The following is a 15454-nucleotide window of genomic DNA, read 5'->3' as shown; positions in this document are numbered from 1 at the left end:
AAAAGGTGTCGTGCATTTAGCAGGATATGTTCCAATTGTGCGTGGGATGGAAACTGTTAGATCGAGGTATTTTCGGACGGAATTGCCTAGTCGGGGAAACCGGGTTATTTCTCTGATATGAGAAAAATCCTGGCAATTGGCGCTTCCACGAGCAGTTCCTCAATCAACCGGAAACTCGCGGCCCATGCTGCGAGCCTTCTAGAGGGAGTGGAGGTGGAAGTGCTGGATCTGAACGATTTTTCGATGCCGCTCTATTCGGAAGATCTGGAGAAGTCTGGAGGTGTGCACCCACAGGCTAAGGGTTTCATCGAGAAGGTAGCCGCCGCAGACGGGGTTATTATTTCAATGGCCGAGCACAACGGAAGCTACTCCGCCGCCTTCAAAAATACCTACGATTGGGCAAGCCGCTGCGAGCAAAAAGTATGGGCGGGCAAGCCGATGCTTCTGATGGCTACGTCTCCGGGTGGCCGGGGAGGAATGACTGCGCCGGCGGCGGCTGAAGAGAAATTTCCACGTATGGGAGGCGAACTAGTGGCCACGTTCTCGCTGCCGTCCTTCCACGAAAATTTCTCGGAAGACGATGGCATCACCGAAAATGCCCTTGCAGCGGATTTAAAGGCCGCTGTTGAAAAATTCGGGAAAGCAATCCGAATGATCGCGTCCTAGGCGATTTGCATTCCGAGTCTGGTATCGATCTCCGGCGGTGCCGTTTTCACTTCTTTCTCGATGGCCCGGTTGAGGCTTTCCTCGTGGCATGAAGCCATGAATTTGTCGAACTCGATGAGCTCCATGCGGCCGTCGTGATGCTCCACGATTGCGGTAAGGCTCTCCACCCAATCACCGGAGTTCAGGTAGCGGATCTCGCCGACTTGTTTGTCTTCCGGGGTATGGATGTGGCCGCAGATGATGCCATCGCAGTTTTTGTGAACGGCCAACTCCTGTAGAAGTTGCTCGTATTTATCCACAAAGCTGACGGCGGATTTTACCTTGGACTTCACGCGTTTGCTGAGGGAGAAATATTCCTTTCCCTGCCATACCCGCAGCTTGTTGTAGTAGCGGTTGATCCGCAGCAGCGTGTCGTAGCCGACTGCACCCAGAACGGCTAACCACTTGTGATTGGTGGAAACGCTATCAAAGCCATCTCCGTGGACCACGAGGTAGCGTTTATCATCCGCTGAGACGTGGATGTGCTCTTTCAGGAAACGGATATTTCCGAAGGCGAGAGGGAGAAACCGCTCGAGAATCTCATCATGATTTCCCCGGAGATAGATGACCTCTGTATCATCTTTCTCACTCATTTTTAGAATTTTGCGGATCACGCGGCTATGTCTCGGAAGCCATTTGGAGCCACGCTTCAATGCCCAGCCATCGAGAATATCTCCGTTGAGGATTAGCTTCTCGCAGGAAATTTGTTTCAGGAAATCGACTACTTCAGAGGCTTTGCTGTCCGGTGTGCCGAGGTGGAGATCGGAGATAAAGACGGTGCGGAATGATACTTTCTTGCGTTTCCCAACCTGCGGGAGGCGCAGGTAGGGCTTTTTCTGTTCTGCGTTTTCTCCGGAAATGTCTTTCAGGCGGTTTTCAAATTCTTCCACCACGGCATCCCAGCCTTGTGTTTCCGCCAGATTCCGGGCTGCGATCCGCAGCGGGTGGCCCGTCGGGAATGAAAGTGCGGCGAGCGCCTCACGGATGAAGCCCTCGGCATCACCTTTTTCCGCCTTGAGCCCGTTTTCCTCATGATCCACGAAGCGGGCCGCAGCTGCATAATTATAGGAAACCGTGGCGAGCCCGCTGGCCATTCCTTCGAGCACCACGTTTCCGAAGGTCTCTGTCTCGCTTGGGAAAAGTAGGATATCGGCAGAGGCATAGTGGGTCGCAAGATCCTCGCCCAACTGCATGCCTGCGAACTGGATCCACGGGTATTTTGCTGCGATTTTTTCGCGCACCGGTCCATCGCCGACCATTACACATTGTGTATCCGGCATGGTTTTGCGCATGGCCTCGAATGATGTGACGGCTAGATCGAGGTTTTTTTCCGCCGCTATCCGGCCAACCACGAGAGCTACCTTCGAGCCCGGGCTCGCACCCCACTGGGAGCGGAGTTGTTCGCTGCGTTTCGATGGATGGAAAAGGGTGGTATCGACCCCGCGGCCGAGGAGGTGCACATTGCTGAAGCCTTCATTCTTGAGGCGATCAACCAGCTCCGGGGAAGGAGCAAGCGTGCAATCCGTCTTGCCGTGGAATTTTTTCAGATACGCCATGGCCATCGGCTGAAGTCCACCGAGGCTGTAACGTTCCATGTATTCGTGAAAATTTGTGTGGAAGCCGGATGCAACCGGGATTCCGAGTGCCCGGGCGGCCTTGACGGCTGACTTTCCAAGTGGGCTTTCGGTGGCCACGTAGATCGCATCCGGGCGCTTTCTCAGCCAGCGTTTGCGGAGCTTGAATGGATCCGGGAGGCCGACGCGGACTTCCTTGTAGCCGGGCAGGGGAATCGAGGCGGCGATGGTCTCTCCATCGCTACCTGTGCCCGTGCGGATGACATGCACGCGGTGGCCGCGCTCGCGCAGACCCTCGCTGAGTCTTCCTAGCGTCATTGCCACTCCGTTTACATCGGGAGCGAAGGTGTCCGTGACAAAGTCAATTTTCATGAGTAATCGGGAATCGAAAATAAATTCCGTTTATAGAAAAACCCGATTCGGGATGGGAAGCACCCCTGCGGCAGTGACGAAGTCGTCACGAATGAGGTTCGGGATCAATAGGTCCGGTGATTTCAGGGATTTCCTGGAGGTGATTCGAAAAATATTTGGGAGAAGAGCCTTTGGGTCCGGATGTAAGGTGGCCCATGGATTGCTCTTTTTCCAGAAACCATGATCCTGAATGAACTCATCACCCGGACCCGGACGCTCGGCCGTACTGTGAGCGGACTTGCGTCACTCGGGATCAGTGACCGTGGCGTGTATGATGATGTTTTGCGCCATGCGCTTGTGGCTGCTCCCGAAGTTTACGGCACGTGGACTGTGTGGGAGCCGGGAGCATTGGACGGCCGGGATCCCTCCTTTCGCAACCAGCCCGGACATGATGAGACAGGTCGCTTTGTTCCCCTGTGGTTTGATGCCGGTGATTCCGTAAGATTGGAGCCAAACACCAATTACGATCGGCCAGGGATTGGGGATTACTATCTGGTGCCCCGGGAAACCCAAATGGAACGCACTATCCGCAAAGCTCCCTATATCGACTGCTCCGGCAGGGAATTTCTCTTCACCTGCCATATTGTTCCCATCATCAGGGACGGGCGATTTCTGGGGGTCGCCGGCATTGATGTGTTGCCGGAGAAAATCGATCTCGGGCCGGATCAAGGATCCAGCACGCTTTCAATACGGGAAATGGAAGTCCTCAGGTGGTTGGCAGATGGCAAGACCAATGCCGAAATCGCGCTGATTCTTGGCATTAGCCCATTCACGGTGAAGAACCATGTGGCGAAAATTCTTTCAAAAATGGGCCTGGAAAACCGCCAGGCAGCCGTTTCCGCATACCTGCGGGGAAATCTCTGCCAAGACGAATAGCCCGATCGGACTATGCCATTTGGCACCCTGTGGCTCTGATCATGCTCGGAGAGTGGCATGGTATCACAGTTATCGAATCGCTGCCGGCAGGCAATGAAGCCACGGCAGCCCTTGTCCGCTCCATTCAAGGCGCTCGGCATCGCTCTCGGTTTTGTAATCTTCGTTTTCGCGTGGAACGGGCTCGCCAAGAACTACGCGGAGGATGGAAAGGGCGTGCTTTTCCCTTCTCCTAAAATTGTATGGGGCTCTGCCATGGATTATCTGGGTTGGGGCCCGGAGACAGCGGAGAGAATCCGCGAAGCCCGTGCCGAAGCCGCCTCGCCAGCCGCTAAAGATGCTGCAGAAGCAGAGGTCCGCGCGGAAGCACGTGAAGACCTCGCCGTGCTCGGACTGGACCTGAAAGTCAGCTTCCGCCGGGTTATGATCGCCTTTCTGCTGGCTGTCGTCGTCGGTGTTCCGCTCGGACTTTTCATTGGAGCCTATCATTGGTTCGAAAGTATCCTCCAGCCGGTCACGGAATTCGTCCGCTACGTCCCGGTGCCCGCGCTGGTTCCGCTGCTGATCGTCATTTTCGGTATCGATGAAGCGCCGAAGATTATGCTCATTTTTATCGGCACGGTCTTTCAGATCATCCTGATGACTTCCGATGAAGTCCGCCGGGTGCCGATGGATCTTCTTCACCTCTGCTACACCATGGGTGGAAATGCCACCGAGGCGGTCTTCAAAATCATGCTTCCGGCTTCCTTGCCGGGAATTTTCGATGCGCTGCGTCTCTGCAACGGCTGGGCCTGGACTTGGCTGATCGTAGCCGAACTCGTCGCGGCAAACGAGGGCATGGGCTACCGCATCATCAAGTATCAGCGCTACCTGGATACGGATCGCATATTTGTTTACCTGATTATCCTCGGGCTCATCGGCCTGCTTCTGGATCTCCTTTTCCGTCTTCTTAACCGCTCGCTCTTCCGCTGGGCATCCACCTCGAAACACTGAATCCCATGAGTCTGGAAATTTCCAATATCACCAAAGTCTATTCCGGTCGCAACGGCACAACCGAAGCGCTCAAGCCCACCTCTTTCAGCGTGCATCCCGGCGATTTCGTCTCACTCGTTGGACCTTCCGGATGCGGGAAGAGCACGACCCTCTATATGGCTGCGGGGCTAGAGCCAACCAGTGGAGGAGTCATTTCACTCAACGGGAAGGAAATCACCGGGCCGGGTCGAGATCGCGGCATGGTCTTTCAAAACTACAGCCTGCTCCCTTGGCTGACCGTGGAGCAAAATGTGAAATTTTCCCATCAGCTCAAGGCCAACAACGATTATAGCGATTCGGTCGCTGAAGTATTGAGCCATCAGGCCTATGCCGACCAATTGATCGAAATCGTGGGACTGGGAGATTTCCGCAATAGCCTGCCGGGCGAGCTGTCCGGCGGAATGAAGCAGCGGGTGGCAATCGCCCGCGCCTTGGCAAATAAGCCGGAGATCCTGCTGATGGATGAACCGTTCGGTGCGCTGGATGCCCAGACACGCGAGGAAATGCAGGAGCTCATGTTGCTCTTGAGTGTCCATGAACGGACCACCGTTCTTTTCGTAACTCACGATGTCGAGGAGGCGCTCTACATCTCGTCCCGCGTGCTCGTGTATTCCGCACGGCCGGGCCGTATCATTGAGGAAATCGACATCCCCTTCAGCCGCGATCGTGAACTCGACATCAAATTCACCCCCGAGTTCACCCAGCTCAAACGCCATCTCCTCGATCTCCTCCATGGCTCCGGTAGCCAGGACCGCAATTCCATCCTGCAACGCCTGAAGAAGACCTCCAACTCTCTACCTAACTGAAAACTACAAACAAAATACACATATGAAACTGAAACAACGCCTACTCGCCAGCGCCGCTCTCGCTCTGGCACTCGTCAACCCACTCAATGCAGCCGAACCGTATCGCGTCGGCTATAACAATTGGATTGGATTTATCTCATTCTTCGTCGCTCAGGAAAACGGCGCCTTCGAAAAGGCAGGTCTCGATGTCGTGGGGAAATCCTTCAACGCACCCGGAGAAGGGCTTGTGCCCCTGCTTTCAGGAAATCTGGATGCCCACCTCACCACACTCGATTCAGTCATCCTCAAGGCCGCCAACGCACCAGGTAAGTTGTCCATCGTCAGCCTCGTTGATACATCGGCCGGAGCCGATGCCTTGGTTGCCAAAAAATCGATCAAGGAACTGGCCAGCCTCAAGGGAGCGCGCATCGGTGTCACTATTGGCGAGTGCAACGACGTGCTCCTCGGCAAAGCCCTCGAGAAAGCGGGCCTCAGCCGCAAGGAGGTAAATATCACCAACCTCGATCCGGATGCCGCCGGTGCCGCCTTGAAGGCCGGTAGCGTGGATGCCGCAGTAACGTGGGAGCCATGGATTTCACAACTCGCCGGCAATAGCGGAGCCAACGTGTTGTTCAGCACAGCTGATACCCCGAACCTACTTCTTGATTGCGTCGCGGTTTCGACAAATGACAAACGCGCGGAGGAGACTAAAAAATTCATCGCCGTCCTGGATGAGACCACGAAGTTTGTCCGGGAGAATCCCGAGCAAGCCGCGAAACTCGTGTCTAAAACCATCGAGGTGCCAGCCGACGAGATCGTCGACATGCTGACCAAACTCAAGCTCTACGATAGCGCCGAATCCAAAGCCCAAATGGCCGATACGGTAGTAACCATCGGCGAAGAGCTCTCCGCTTTCTTCAAAGCACAGGACATCATTTCCAAAGACGTGGATATCTCGGAAATCCTCAAACCCGACTATCTGCCGTGAGCGATTTCGCGCTTCTTATGATCGATTTCCAGCGCGACTTCTGCGCACCGGGCGGTTATTCCGACCAGTGCGCGGGCCTCGACTGGGTCACTCCGATCATCCCCCGGGCTCAGCGGCTCCTCGCTGCTGCACGGGAAAACGGTATCTTCGTCGCCCACACCCGCGAAGGCTATGCTCCCGATCTATCGGACCTGCACCCCGAGCGGCTTGCCCGCTCGGCGGCGGCCGGAGCAGCCTACGGCACGCAGGGCCCTATGGGCCGCCTGATGATACGCGGCGAATACGGCCACGATATTATCGACGAACTCAGGCCCGGACCCGGCGAGCCGATCATCGACAAGGCCTCATACGGTGCATTTTACAATACCGATCTTGAGAGCCTGCTGCGCGGGGCTGGAATCAAACGGCTGGCGATCGCCGGAGTTACCGCAGATGTCTGTGTCCACACCACCCTGCGGGAAGCCACCGACCGTGGGTTCGATTGCCATTACGTGAAGGACTGCATCTCCACCATTGATCCCGAAGTTCGCCGGGCATGCGAACTGATGGTTGAACAGGAGGGCGGAATCTGGGGCCGGCTTTGCACCTCCGATCAACTGGCCAACGAGTGGGAATCCATCAAAAACTGATTTATGAAGACTCCTTATTCACCCAAACCACGCTTCGAGTGGCCCAATGGCGCCCGCTGCGCGGTCATGCTCTGCTTCGACGTTGATGGTGAGACGACCGCCCTCGAGGAAGATCCCGATGCGGCACGGCGTGTCACCACCTGGTCACAATGCACCTACGGACCACGCGTCGGCGTGCCGCGAATACTCGGATTGCTCGATCATCTGGAGGTTCCGGCGACATTTTTCATCCCCGCATACATCGCCCGACATCATCAGGAAATGGTGCGCAATGTTGCTGCTGCGGGGCATGAAATCGGTGCTCATGGCGATGTCCACGAGAAACTCCAAGGCCTGTCTCTTGAACAGGAGGAGGAAATTTTGCTCAGAAGCATCGACGATCTAGAGCGCATCGCAGGTAAACGCCCCACTGGCTACCGGGCACCGTGGTTCGAGCTGAATCCCTGGACTCCGGAGCTTATTGCCCGGCATGGATTTGATTATTGTGCGAGTGCCATGGGCGATGATGTTCCCTATTTTCATCAGAATGGCATGCTCGAAATTCCCGGGCAATGGATGCTGGAGGACTGGGAACAGTTCGCCTTCAATGCTGAACCCGCCTGGGGCTCGATCCCGCAAAACTGCTCGAATGTCTACGATCTCTGGTGGCGCGAGTTCGAAGCCATGCACCAATATGGCTGCTGCTTCGTTCTCACCCTTCACCCGTGGATCAGCGGCCGTCCTTCACGCGTCCAGCTTCTGGAAAGGCTGATCAACGACATGAAGGACAAGGGCGATGTCTGGTTTGCCCAAGGGCATGAGATTGCCGCGTGGTCCCGTCGGTTTTTGAATGAAAAAGGGTGCGAAGAGTCCTGCTGAGAGATTCAGTGATAAAGGCTGCTGATTAGATACTCATCGACTGGAAACCGCCGTCGACAATCATTTCCATGCCGGTGATGAAGGATCCGGCCTTTGGTGATGCCAGAAGCAGGCAAGCGCCGATCAGTTCCTCGGCATTGCCAAAGCGGGAAGACGGGGTCTGGCGGAGAATATCGAGGACCCGCGATTCATCGAGAACCTTGCGGTTCTGCTCCGCCGGGAAGAAGCCGGGTACGAGTGTGTTGACGCGGATGTCCTTGTCCGCCCATTCACGGGCGAGGTTGCGGGTGAGATTGTGCACGGCTGCCTTGGAGGCGGAGTAGGTAAACACCCGGGAAAGTGGGTTCAGGCCGGAAATGGAACCAAGGTTGATGATGGAAGCTGGTCTCATTTCATCCACAAAATACTGGCCGAAGACCTGGCAGGCGCGGAACACCGCAGAGAGATTTGTATCAATGATTTTCAGATACTCATCTTCCGGGATGTCCAGGAAAGGTGTCGCGGAATTAGTGCCCGCGCCGTTGATGAGAATGTCCACTCCGCCGGATTTTTCCAAAACAGTCTCAAGTAGATCGTGGAGTGATTGGCGGGAGGTGACATCCACGGGGACGAAGTAGCCCTTGCCACCGTAGGATCTGATTTCCTCAAGCCGTTGCTCGGCTTTCTCCGGGATGCGGCCGCCCAGGACGACTTCAGCACCTGCCCGGGCGAGGCCCACAGCGATGGTGCCGCAAAGCTCACCTGTTCCGCCGATCACGACCGCAGTTTTACCGCTGAGGTCGAACATTTCCTTCAAGAACGCAGTCGTAGACATAGGTGGAGACTTTCCTAGCGGAATGCCATTTGGAAAGCGGAAACGTCACATTTTTAATTTCTCATACGCTGGAGTGAGGGTGCTGTAGATGAGTTCCAGGCGCTTATCGAAGGGAGCAAAGGCGCTTTTCATCGCGTTGAAATTGAGTTTTTCAATATCCGCGAGGCTGAGGTCGAAGAGTTCGGTGGCAAGAATGGTCTCCTTTGTCATCGTGGTATCGCTCATCAGGCGGTCATCGGTATTCAGGCAGACGCGGAAGCCGCTGCGGAAAAATAGTCCGAACGGATGCTCCTCCAGATCCTTGCACGCACCGGTGTGGAGGTTGGAGTAGAGGCACATTTCCAAGGGAATACGCTGATCCAGAACATACTGGGCAAGCGTTCCGAGCTTCAGGGAGCCATCTTCTTGTAAGTGAATATCATCGCGTAGTCTCGTGGCGTGGCCGAGGCGATGCGCGCCACAGTATTGGAGTGCCTGCCAGATGGATTCCACCCCGAATGCCTCTCCGGCATGGATGGTTATATTGAAATTTGCCCGCTGCACCGCATGGAAGGCATCAATGTGTTTCTTGGGAGGGAATCCATGTTCTCCACCGGCAAGATCGAACCCGACCACACCGTGTTCCCGCCAGCGGATGGCAAGCTCCGCTGCTTCCAGCGAGATCTGGAGGTGGCGTAATGCACAAATAATGAGCCCCCACTTCACACCGTAGCGTTCTTCACCGCGGCGCAGGCCTTCCAATATCGCCTCCACGACCTCGTCCTCGGTGAGCCCGCCATCTGTACAGAGGAGCGGTGCCATACGGACTTCCGCGTATACGACTCCATCATGAAACATGTCCTCGATGAACTCGAAGGATACACGCTCGATGGCTTCCTTCGTTTGCATCACTCCGCAGGTATGTATGAAGCCCTCCAGGTATTCCGGGAGATTTCCTTTCTGTGCCCCGCGGTGGAACCACGCGGCAAGCTCGGCCGGATCTTTCGTGGGTAAGCCTTTATAGCCGCTTTCCTCCGCGAGTTCCACCACGGTGGAGGGCCGGAGTCCGCCATCAAGGTGCTCGTGAAGCAGGACCTTCGGTAATTTTCTGAAGTCCAAAGCTGCCACGAGCTCCTTACCTTTTAGTTTTGTAAATTCCGCTGAGCTCATACCACTCAAATTAGCACTCGGCGGGCCGATCCGAAGTTAGAAATCAAGTTAAGCGAGGTTTTCTTTGGGCGCTTTTTTATAAAATTCTAAAAATTCCTGAGAATAGAGACAGGATTCTTCTTGACCTGACTTCCAGCTGAGTCTAAATCCCCCGCCCGTTTCTAAAACAAACACTCTCTACTCATGGCCACCGCACAAGTCATCCTCAAAGAAAAAATCGAAGGCCTCGGCGCAGAAGCTGACGTCGTGAAAGTCCGCGCTGGCTTCGCCCGCAATTACCTCGTCCCACAAGGCAAAGCCTACGAGGCAACCAAAGCAAACCTCCGTCACGTGGAAGCTCTCAAGTCCGAGCGCTCCCGCCGTGAAGCTGAAGAGCTCGAAGCCGCACAAGGTCTCGCGACGAAAATTTCCAAGCTCAAGCCGAGTTTCACGCTTTCCACCGGTCAAGGTGGCAAGGCATTCGGTTCCGTTACCAGCATCGATATCCACAAGGAACTCGAAGCAGCAGGAATCGTTATCGACCGTCACTCCATCCAGCTTGACAAGCCGATCAAAAAATCCGGCAAAAGCGAAGTTGAGATCAAACTCAACCCACAGGTTATCGCTACACTCACCATCACAGTTGACGCTGGCGATGTGACTGAAGACGAAGCGTAAGCTTCCGAAAAATATCTCAAACCCAAAAACCATAAGCTGGTCACGTTCGCGTGACCGGCTTTTTTTGTGCGAAAAACAAAGGTGTCGGACATCGCTCTTGGTGTTTGGAAATAGAGCGGTAGTCTTTGAAGCATGATTCCCGCCCGAAAGATCATGTATCCTGTGAGCCATTCCCTGTGGCAATATTTGTATCACTTCGACCGTGTGCGGGAAATACCGCCGATCTACTCGGAACTAAGGCGTTTCACCGGAGCCATTGCCTATGAGAATCCCGGCGGCGTGGAGACTCTTTGGATGACAGTCATGTATCCGCCGGACGTGCTGGATGAGCTACGTCCCCGCTTGCTCAGGATCTACAGCGAACTAAAAATCGGGCGCGATTCCGATTTCCAGGAACACGAGCACTTGGTCGTGGACCGGATTGATTACGGGGATTTTGGAAACTCCAAGCCATTCCGCATCCGGGTGACCAACCACTTCAACGATAACTCCGATTATTTCTACGTGAAACAGACGGATGCCTCCCGGATCTACGGACTGGAGCTTGAGCACATCCTATCTCCGAATCGGATGAACTATCTTGTCCGTGGGGACACCCTGATTGAAGAGCACATCGCCGGCGTGCCGGGAGATGCGTTTATCAGAGAATATCTCCCGGATAAAAATTTGAACAAGGTTCGGATCGCCAAGGAGTTTACGAAATTTACCGAGCGTTCGTTCATCCGCCTTCTCGGCGATATGCGTAGTGTCAATTACGTGGTGGACATCACCCCGGACTTTGAGGAAGTGCAGTATCGGGTTCGAGCGATCGATTTCGATCAGCAATCCTACGAAGGCAACGGGAACATCTACCTTGCCTTCCGTTTCAGGTCCAACCGTGATGTGACCAAGCTCGCATTCGACGTTCTAAACCGGAAAAGCATCGATCAATATGTGAATGAAGAGCATGCCCAGATGGCCCGCCGCGCAAAGGTCGAGTCCACACGCCTCCGCGCACTTCTAGGTATCATGCGGAAGGACGAGGTAGCTCCGCAAGAGAACGTCCACCGATTGGCTCTGGAGCTGAACCGCATGCATAAAAGCAACGACTTCACCGACTGCAAAAACATGGGAGAACTCACCGCCGAGCATATCTCTGTGATGCTGGGAGTTTAGGGGAGGGTAAGTTCATGAAACCATGACCTCCGGAAAAGTAGGGCCGGTGGGGTTTGAACCCACGACCAAAGGATTATGAGTCCCCTGCTCTAACCACTGAGCTACAGCCCCTTTTTTACGCGTTGCGTGGCGAAAGGTTTGCCTTTTGTAGGGGCGGGTTGCAAGGCAAAGTGTAACTGAATGTTGACGGTGAAATGCGGTGGCTATCGACACGAGAGGTTTCCTTGCCCTTAGCTGGCATATAGGAGGTGGCTCATGCTGAGGTAGAGGGGGATGCCGATGACGAGGTTGAAGGGGAATGTGATGCCGAGTGAGGTGGTGACGTAGAATGCTGGGTTTGCGTTCGGGAGGGATGCTCTTACTGCAGCTGGTGCGGCGATGTAGGAGGCGCTGGCGGCGAGTACAGCGAAAATGACGGCGCCGCCCTGGCTGAGGCCGATGGACCAGCCGAGTATGAGGCCAAGGATGGCTTGAGCGATCGGGGCGATGATCGCGAAGGCTACGAGTTTTTTGCTCACTGAGCCTAGCTCCTTGAGTTTGCTGCCGGCGATGAGTCCCATTTCGAGGAGGAAGAGCATCAGGACTCCGTAGAATGGCGCGATGAGGAAGGGTTCCAGAAGTGTTTTTCCTTTTTCTCCGGCGGTTAGGCCACAAACGATGCCGCAGATGAGGAGGATGAAGGTTTTGCCGGTGATGACTTCGTGAATGGATTTTTTGAGAGGGGTTTTCGCCCGTGCGCTGTATCGTTTGGCGAGGAGCATGGCGGCGAAGATTGCCGGGATCTCCATGGCGGCCATGATGGCTGGCATGAAGTTCTCATAACCCATTTTCTGCTGCTCAAGAAAGGCGAGGCAGGCCATGAAGGTAACGGCTGAGACGGAGCCGTAGTGGGCTGCCAGGGCAGCGGCGTTCGAGACGCTCATTGCCAGGAATTTGCGTGTTGCGAAGAATACCAGCGCGGGGATGAGGAGTCCCATGAAGATGGTGGCGGATAGTGGGAGTATCAGTTCGCTAAAACTGGAGTCCGCCATGGATGAGCCTCCTTTAAAGCCGATGGCGAGGAGAAGGTATATTGTGAGAGCCTGGTAAACCTGTTCGGGGAATTTCAGATCGCTGTTGACGAAGATCGCGATGACTCCGGCAGCAAAGGCGATGACGGGTGGAGAGATCAGATTGGCTAGGAGTAGTGAGATGGAGTCCATGATGTTGTTTAGTGGCGGGCGTGACTTAAGTGCGAAATGTGGAACGTGCAATACAAAACACGAAAGAAATGTCGCATGTCAGGCACGCGTGCCCGATCTATGGGGGATGCATGGTGGAAATTTATGAGATCGAGACCGTGGAGGTCTGTAGCTGCGAAAATTTGATCGCACTTTCCAGCGGTGATGGCAGTTTGAGCGAAACCATGATTAAAGCTTCAAAGTGGACATTTTTTTCGAATCACGCACATGTGCTTGTGAGTCTTGCCCGTGATGGAGATAGGCCGTTGCGGGAGGTCGCGCTCGCAGTGGGCATCACCGAGCGGGCTGTGCAACGTATCATCGCTGACCTGGAGTCCGATGGCTATATTCTGAGGGAAAAGGTAGGGCGCCAGAACCGATATCTGATCCAGAGAGACAAAGCATTCCGCCATGAGATCGAATCCGATCGGACGATTGGCGAAATGCTGGAGATTTTCTCGGCGTAGTGCCGGAAAACGAGGGTGTGTAAGGGAGCTGAACCCTAGTGCTATGGCTTGTCCGGCACGTGTGGCTCGAAGGTCATGGAGCGTTCGTGCTCACGGGCCTTTGCCGCGCGTTTAGCCTGTTGGTGGAAGTAGGCTTGGGCACGGAATGGTTTTTCTCCCTTTTTCGGGGTGATTGGTTTGGAGGTGCCGTCCGGGAGGATGTGGTAGGCGTTTTGATTGTCCCGGAAGTAGGTATCGAGCAGTTTGATGAGGCGGCGCTTGATGGCTTTTTGCTCGATGGGGATCATGAGCTCCACGCGTTTCTCGAGGTTACGGGTCATCCAGTCCGCGGAGGAAATGAAGATCTGGGAGTCTCCGCCTTGATGGAAATGGAAGATGCGGGCGTGCTCGAGGTAGCGGTCGATCACGGATACGACCTCGATATTTTTCGAGTATTTCTGACCGGGGATCAGGCAGCAGATGCCGCGGATGTTGAGTTTGATCTCCACTCCCGCCTGGGAGGCTAAGTAGAGAGCGGCGATAATATCCGGGTCCTGAAGGGAGTTTGATTTCGCGGTAATCTTCGCAGGGAGGCCTTGTTTCGCGCGTTCCGTTTCGTCCGCGATCAGATCGAGGAGCCTCGGCTTCATGACAGAAGGGGCGGGAATGAGGCGCTGGAAGCGGAGGAGCTTCGAGCGGCCGGTGACGGCGTTGAAGAGGAGAGAGGCGTCATTCCCGTATTCTGCCTTGCAGGTGAGGTAGGAGACGTCGGTGTAAAGGCGGGAAGTGGTCTCGTTGTAGTTCCCGGTGCCGAGGTGTACGTAGCGGCGGATGCGGCCGCCTTCCTTGCGGAGGATGAGGCAGATTTTCGCGTGTGTTTTGAGATTTTTTACTCCGTAGACAATTTGCGCGCCAGCGCGTTGGAGTTCGTCTGCACGGGTGAGGTTCCGGGCTTCATCGAAGCGGGCTTTGAGCTCAACGAGGGCGGTGACGTGTTTCCCGTTTTCCGCGGCGGTGATCAGTGCATCGATAATCCGGGACTGGCGTGCGGTGCGGTAGAGGATCTGCTTGATGGCGATGACATCCGGGTCGACAGCGGCTTCCTCGACTAGGCGTAGAACGGGATCGAAGGATTCGTAGGGATGGAAGAGAAGGACATCGCTGCCGGCGATGGTCTCAAACATGGATGCGCCGGGGGCGATGTCAGGTGAGTTTTGGGCGGGCCAATCTTCATCGCGCAGGTGATCGTAATCTTCTAGGAATGCCAGCTCCATGAATGAGGAGAGTCCAAGGGGGCCGGGGTGACGGTAAATTTCCGAGGCGCTGGACGCGGTGGCTACCTGAATGGTGCGTGAGAGGTCACGGAGGGCGTCATCACGGATTTCCAGACGAACTGTATCCGCGAACCGGCGGGCAGTGAGCACGTCTTCCATTTCTGAGGCAAGATTGGTGGCGTCCTCTTCTTCCACTGCGATGTCGCCGTTGCGGGTGACGCGGAAGCTGGTGGCTGCGGTGAGTGTCTCGCCGGGGAAGAGTAGCTCAGCATGGGTGGCGATGAGGTCCTCGATGAAGATGAAGGCGTGTGTATCGTCCTCGGTGGTGACGGCGATACGACGCGGTAGGTTCTCCGAAATGGGAATGAATACGTGGCGGCTGGTATCATCCGCGGGATCGTGCAGGCGGCAGGCGAGGACGATCTGCAATGCGGGAACGATGGGTGGATCCGAGTCCGGATCCACTGCGAGCGGTGTGAGCAGCGGGGAAATGCTGTCCTCGAAGATATTGGCGGTCTGAGCGCGCTGGATGGGTGTGAGATCGGCGGGGGCGAGGAGATGGATTCCCTTTTCCGCGAGGGAGGGGATGAGGGTTCCGTTGAGGAGGGTGTACTGGGCCTCATTCATTTCCAGAACGCGCTGGCGGATGGCGGCGAGGTTCCGGAAGGGGGTGTAACCCGAGAGGTCCTTGGATTTCCGGCCGCTGCGACGCATGAGCATGAGTGAGCCGACGCGGACCTGGAAGAACTCGTCCAAGTTGGATGCGGAGATGGCGAGGAATTTCAGGCGCTCGAGAAGTGGGAGCTCCGGCTTGAGGGCTTGGTCGAGGACGCGCTGGTTGAATTCGAGCCAGGAGAGTTCGCGGTTGTGGTATTCAGGCATTG

Annotated in this window: 15 protein-coding genes and 1 tRNA gene; 10 read left to right on the top strand and 6 right to left on the bottom strand. The window is 55.4% G+C overall.

Annotated elements, in window-relative coordinates:
- Positions 1-117 precede the first annotated feature (117 nt).
- On the top strand, positions 118-666 hold the full coding sequence (locus AAGA79_RS15295) for an NADPH-dependent FMN reductase (RefSeq protein WP_411826686.1): 549 nt from the start codon (positions 118-120) through the stop codon (positions 664-666).
- Here AAGA79_RS15295 and AAGA79_RS15290 read toward each other — a convergent pair.
- Positions 663-2651: a glycosyltransferase gene (locus tag AAGA79_RS15290; RefSeq protein ID WP_411826685.1), complete on the bottom strand. Its 1989-nt coding sequence runs from the start codon at positions 2649-2651 to the stop codon at positions 663-665. The genes AAGA79_RS15295 and AAGA79_RS15290 overlap by 4 nt on opposite strands.
- Positions 2652-2870: 219 nt before the next feature.
- Here AAGA79_RS15290 and AAGA79_RS15285 point away from each other — a divergent pair, with 219 nt between their 5' ends.
- The 6 genes from AAGA79_RS15285 (at position 2871) to AAGA79_RS15260 (ending at position 7855) form a co-directional block, all read left to right on the top strand.
- A complete protein-coding gene (locus AAGA79_RS15285; protein ID WP_411826684.1) occupies positions 2871-3566 on the top strand; it encodes a LuxR C-terminal-related transcriptional regulator in 696 nt (231 codons plus the stop codon).
- Positions 3567-3659: 93 nt separating this feature from the next.
- Complete coding sequence (locus AAGA79_RS15280) at positions 3660-4556, top strand: ABC transporter permease (RefSeq protein ID WP_411826683.1); 897 nt, start codon at positions 3660-3662, stop codon at positions 4554-4556.
- A gap of 5 nt (positions 4557-4561) precedes the next feature.
- Positions 4562-5401 (top strand): ABC transporter ATP-binding protein, encoded by an 840-nt coding sequence (locus tag AAGA79_RS15275; RefSeq protein WP_411826682.1) that lies wholly within the window; start codon positions 4562-4564, stop codon positions 5399-5401.
- 22 nt (positions 5402-5423) lie between these two features.
- Entirely contained in the window at positions 5424-6368 is a 945-nt protein-coding gene (locus AAGA79_RS15270) for an ABC transporter substrate-binding protein (protein WP_411826681.1), read from the top strand.
- Positions 6365-6997 carry a cysteine hydrolase family protein gene (locus AAGA79_RS15265; protein ID WP_411826680.1) on the top strand — a complete coding sequence of 211 codons (633 nt, stop codon included), beginning with the start codon at positions 6365-6367 and terminating at the stop codon, positions 6995-6997. Before AAGA79_RS15270 ends, AAGA79_RS15265 begins: the two co-directional genes overlap by 4 nt.
- Positions 6998-7000: 3 nt before the next feature.
- On the top strand, positions 7001-7855 hold the full coding sequence (locus AAGA79_RS15260) for a polysaccharide deacetylase family protein (RefSeq protein ID WP_411826679.1): 855 nt from the start codon (positions 7001-7003) through the stop codon (positions 7853-7855).
- A gap of 25 nt (positions 7856-7880) precedes the next feature.
- Here AAGA79_RS15260 and AAGA79_RS15255 read toward each other — a convergent pair whose 3' ends face one another.
- Positions 7881-8669, bottom strand: coding sequence for an SDR family oxidoreductase (locus AAGA79_RS15255; RefSeq protein ID WP_411826678.1), 789 nt, complete (start codon positions 8667-8669; stop codon positions 7881-7883).
- A gap of 45 nt (positions 8670-8714) precedes the next feature.
- Positions 8715-9818: an adenosine deaminase gene (locus AAGA79_RS15250; RefSeq protein WP_411826677.1), complete on the bottom strand. Its 1104-nt coding sequence runs from the start codon at positions 9816-9818 to the stop codon at positions 8715-8717.
- A gap of 183 nt (positions 9819-10001) precedes the next feature.
- Between AAGA79_RS15250 and rplI the strand changes: the two genes are divergently transcribed.
- Both rplI and AAGA79_RS15240 read left to right on the top strand, forming a co-directional pair.
- Entirely contained in the window at positions 10002-10475 is a 474-nt protein-coding gene (gene rplI, locus AAGA79_RS15245) for a 50S ribosomal protein L9 (RefSeq protein WP_411826676.1), read from the top strand.
- 153 nt (positions 10476-10628) lie between these two features.
- A complete protein-coding gene (locus AAGA79_RS15240) occupies positions 10629-11630 on the top strand; it encodes a hypothetical protein (RefSeq protein WP_411828238.1) in 1002 nt (333 codons plus the stop codon).
- Positions 11631-11668: 38 nt separating this feature from the next.
- On the opposite strand, the gene AAGA79_RS15235 is transcribed toward AAGA79_RS15240, so the two are convergent.
- Both AAGA79_RS15235 and AAGA79_RS15230 read right to left on the bottom strand, forming a co-directional pair.
- Positions 11669-11741, bottom strand: a tRNA-Ile gene (locus AAGA79_RS15235).
- A gap of 119 nt (positions 11742-11860) precedes the next feature.
- On the bottom strand, positions 11861-12832 hold the full coding sequence (locus AAGA79_RS15230; RefSeq protein ID WP_411826675.1) for a sodium-dependent bicarbonate transport family permease: 972 nt from the start codon (positions 12830-12832) through the stop codon (positions 11861-11863).
- Positions 12833-12900: 68 nt separating this feature from the next.
- Between AAGA79_RS15230 and AAGA79_RS15225 the strand changes: the two genes are divergently transcribed.
- Positions 12901-13317: a helix-turn-helix transcriptional regulator gene (locus AAGA79_RS15225; RefSeq protein WP_411826674.1), complete on the top strand. Its 417-nt coding sequence runs from the start codon at positions 12901-12903 to the stop codon at positions 13315-13317.
- A 41-nt stretch (positions 13318-13358) separates the two neighbouring features.
- Here the strand turns inward: AAGA79_RS15225 and ppk1 are convergent, their stop codons facing one another.
- Positions 13359-15452 (bottom strand): polyphosphate kinase 1, encoded by a 2094-nt coding sequence (gene ppk1 / locus AAGA79_RS15220; RefSeq protein ID WP_411826673.1) that lies wholly within the window; start codon positions 15450-15452, stop codon positions 13359-13361.
- Between the last annotated feature and the right edge of the window lie 2 nt (positions 15453-15454).

Origin of the sequence: Luteolibacter sp. AS25 (assembly GCF_046736275.1) — a bacterium.
Classification (GTDB): Bacteria; Verrucomicrobiota; Verrucomicrobiia; order Verrucomicrobiales; family Akkermansiaceae; genus Luteolibacter.
Note: the sequence above shows the minus strand (reverse complement) of the source record. Positions and strands in the feature narration are given on the sequence as shown.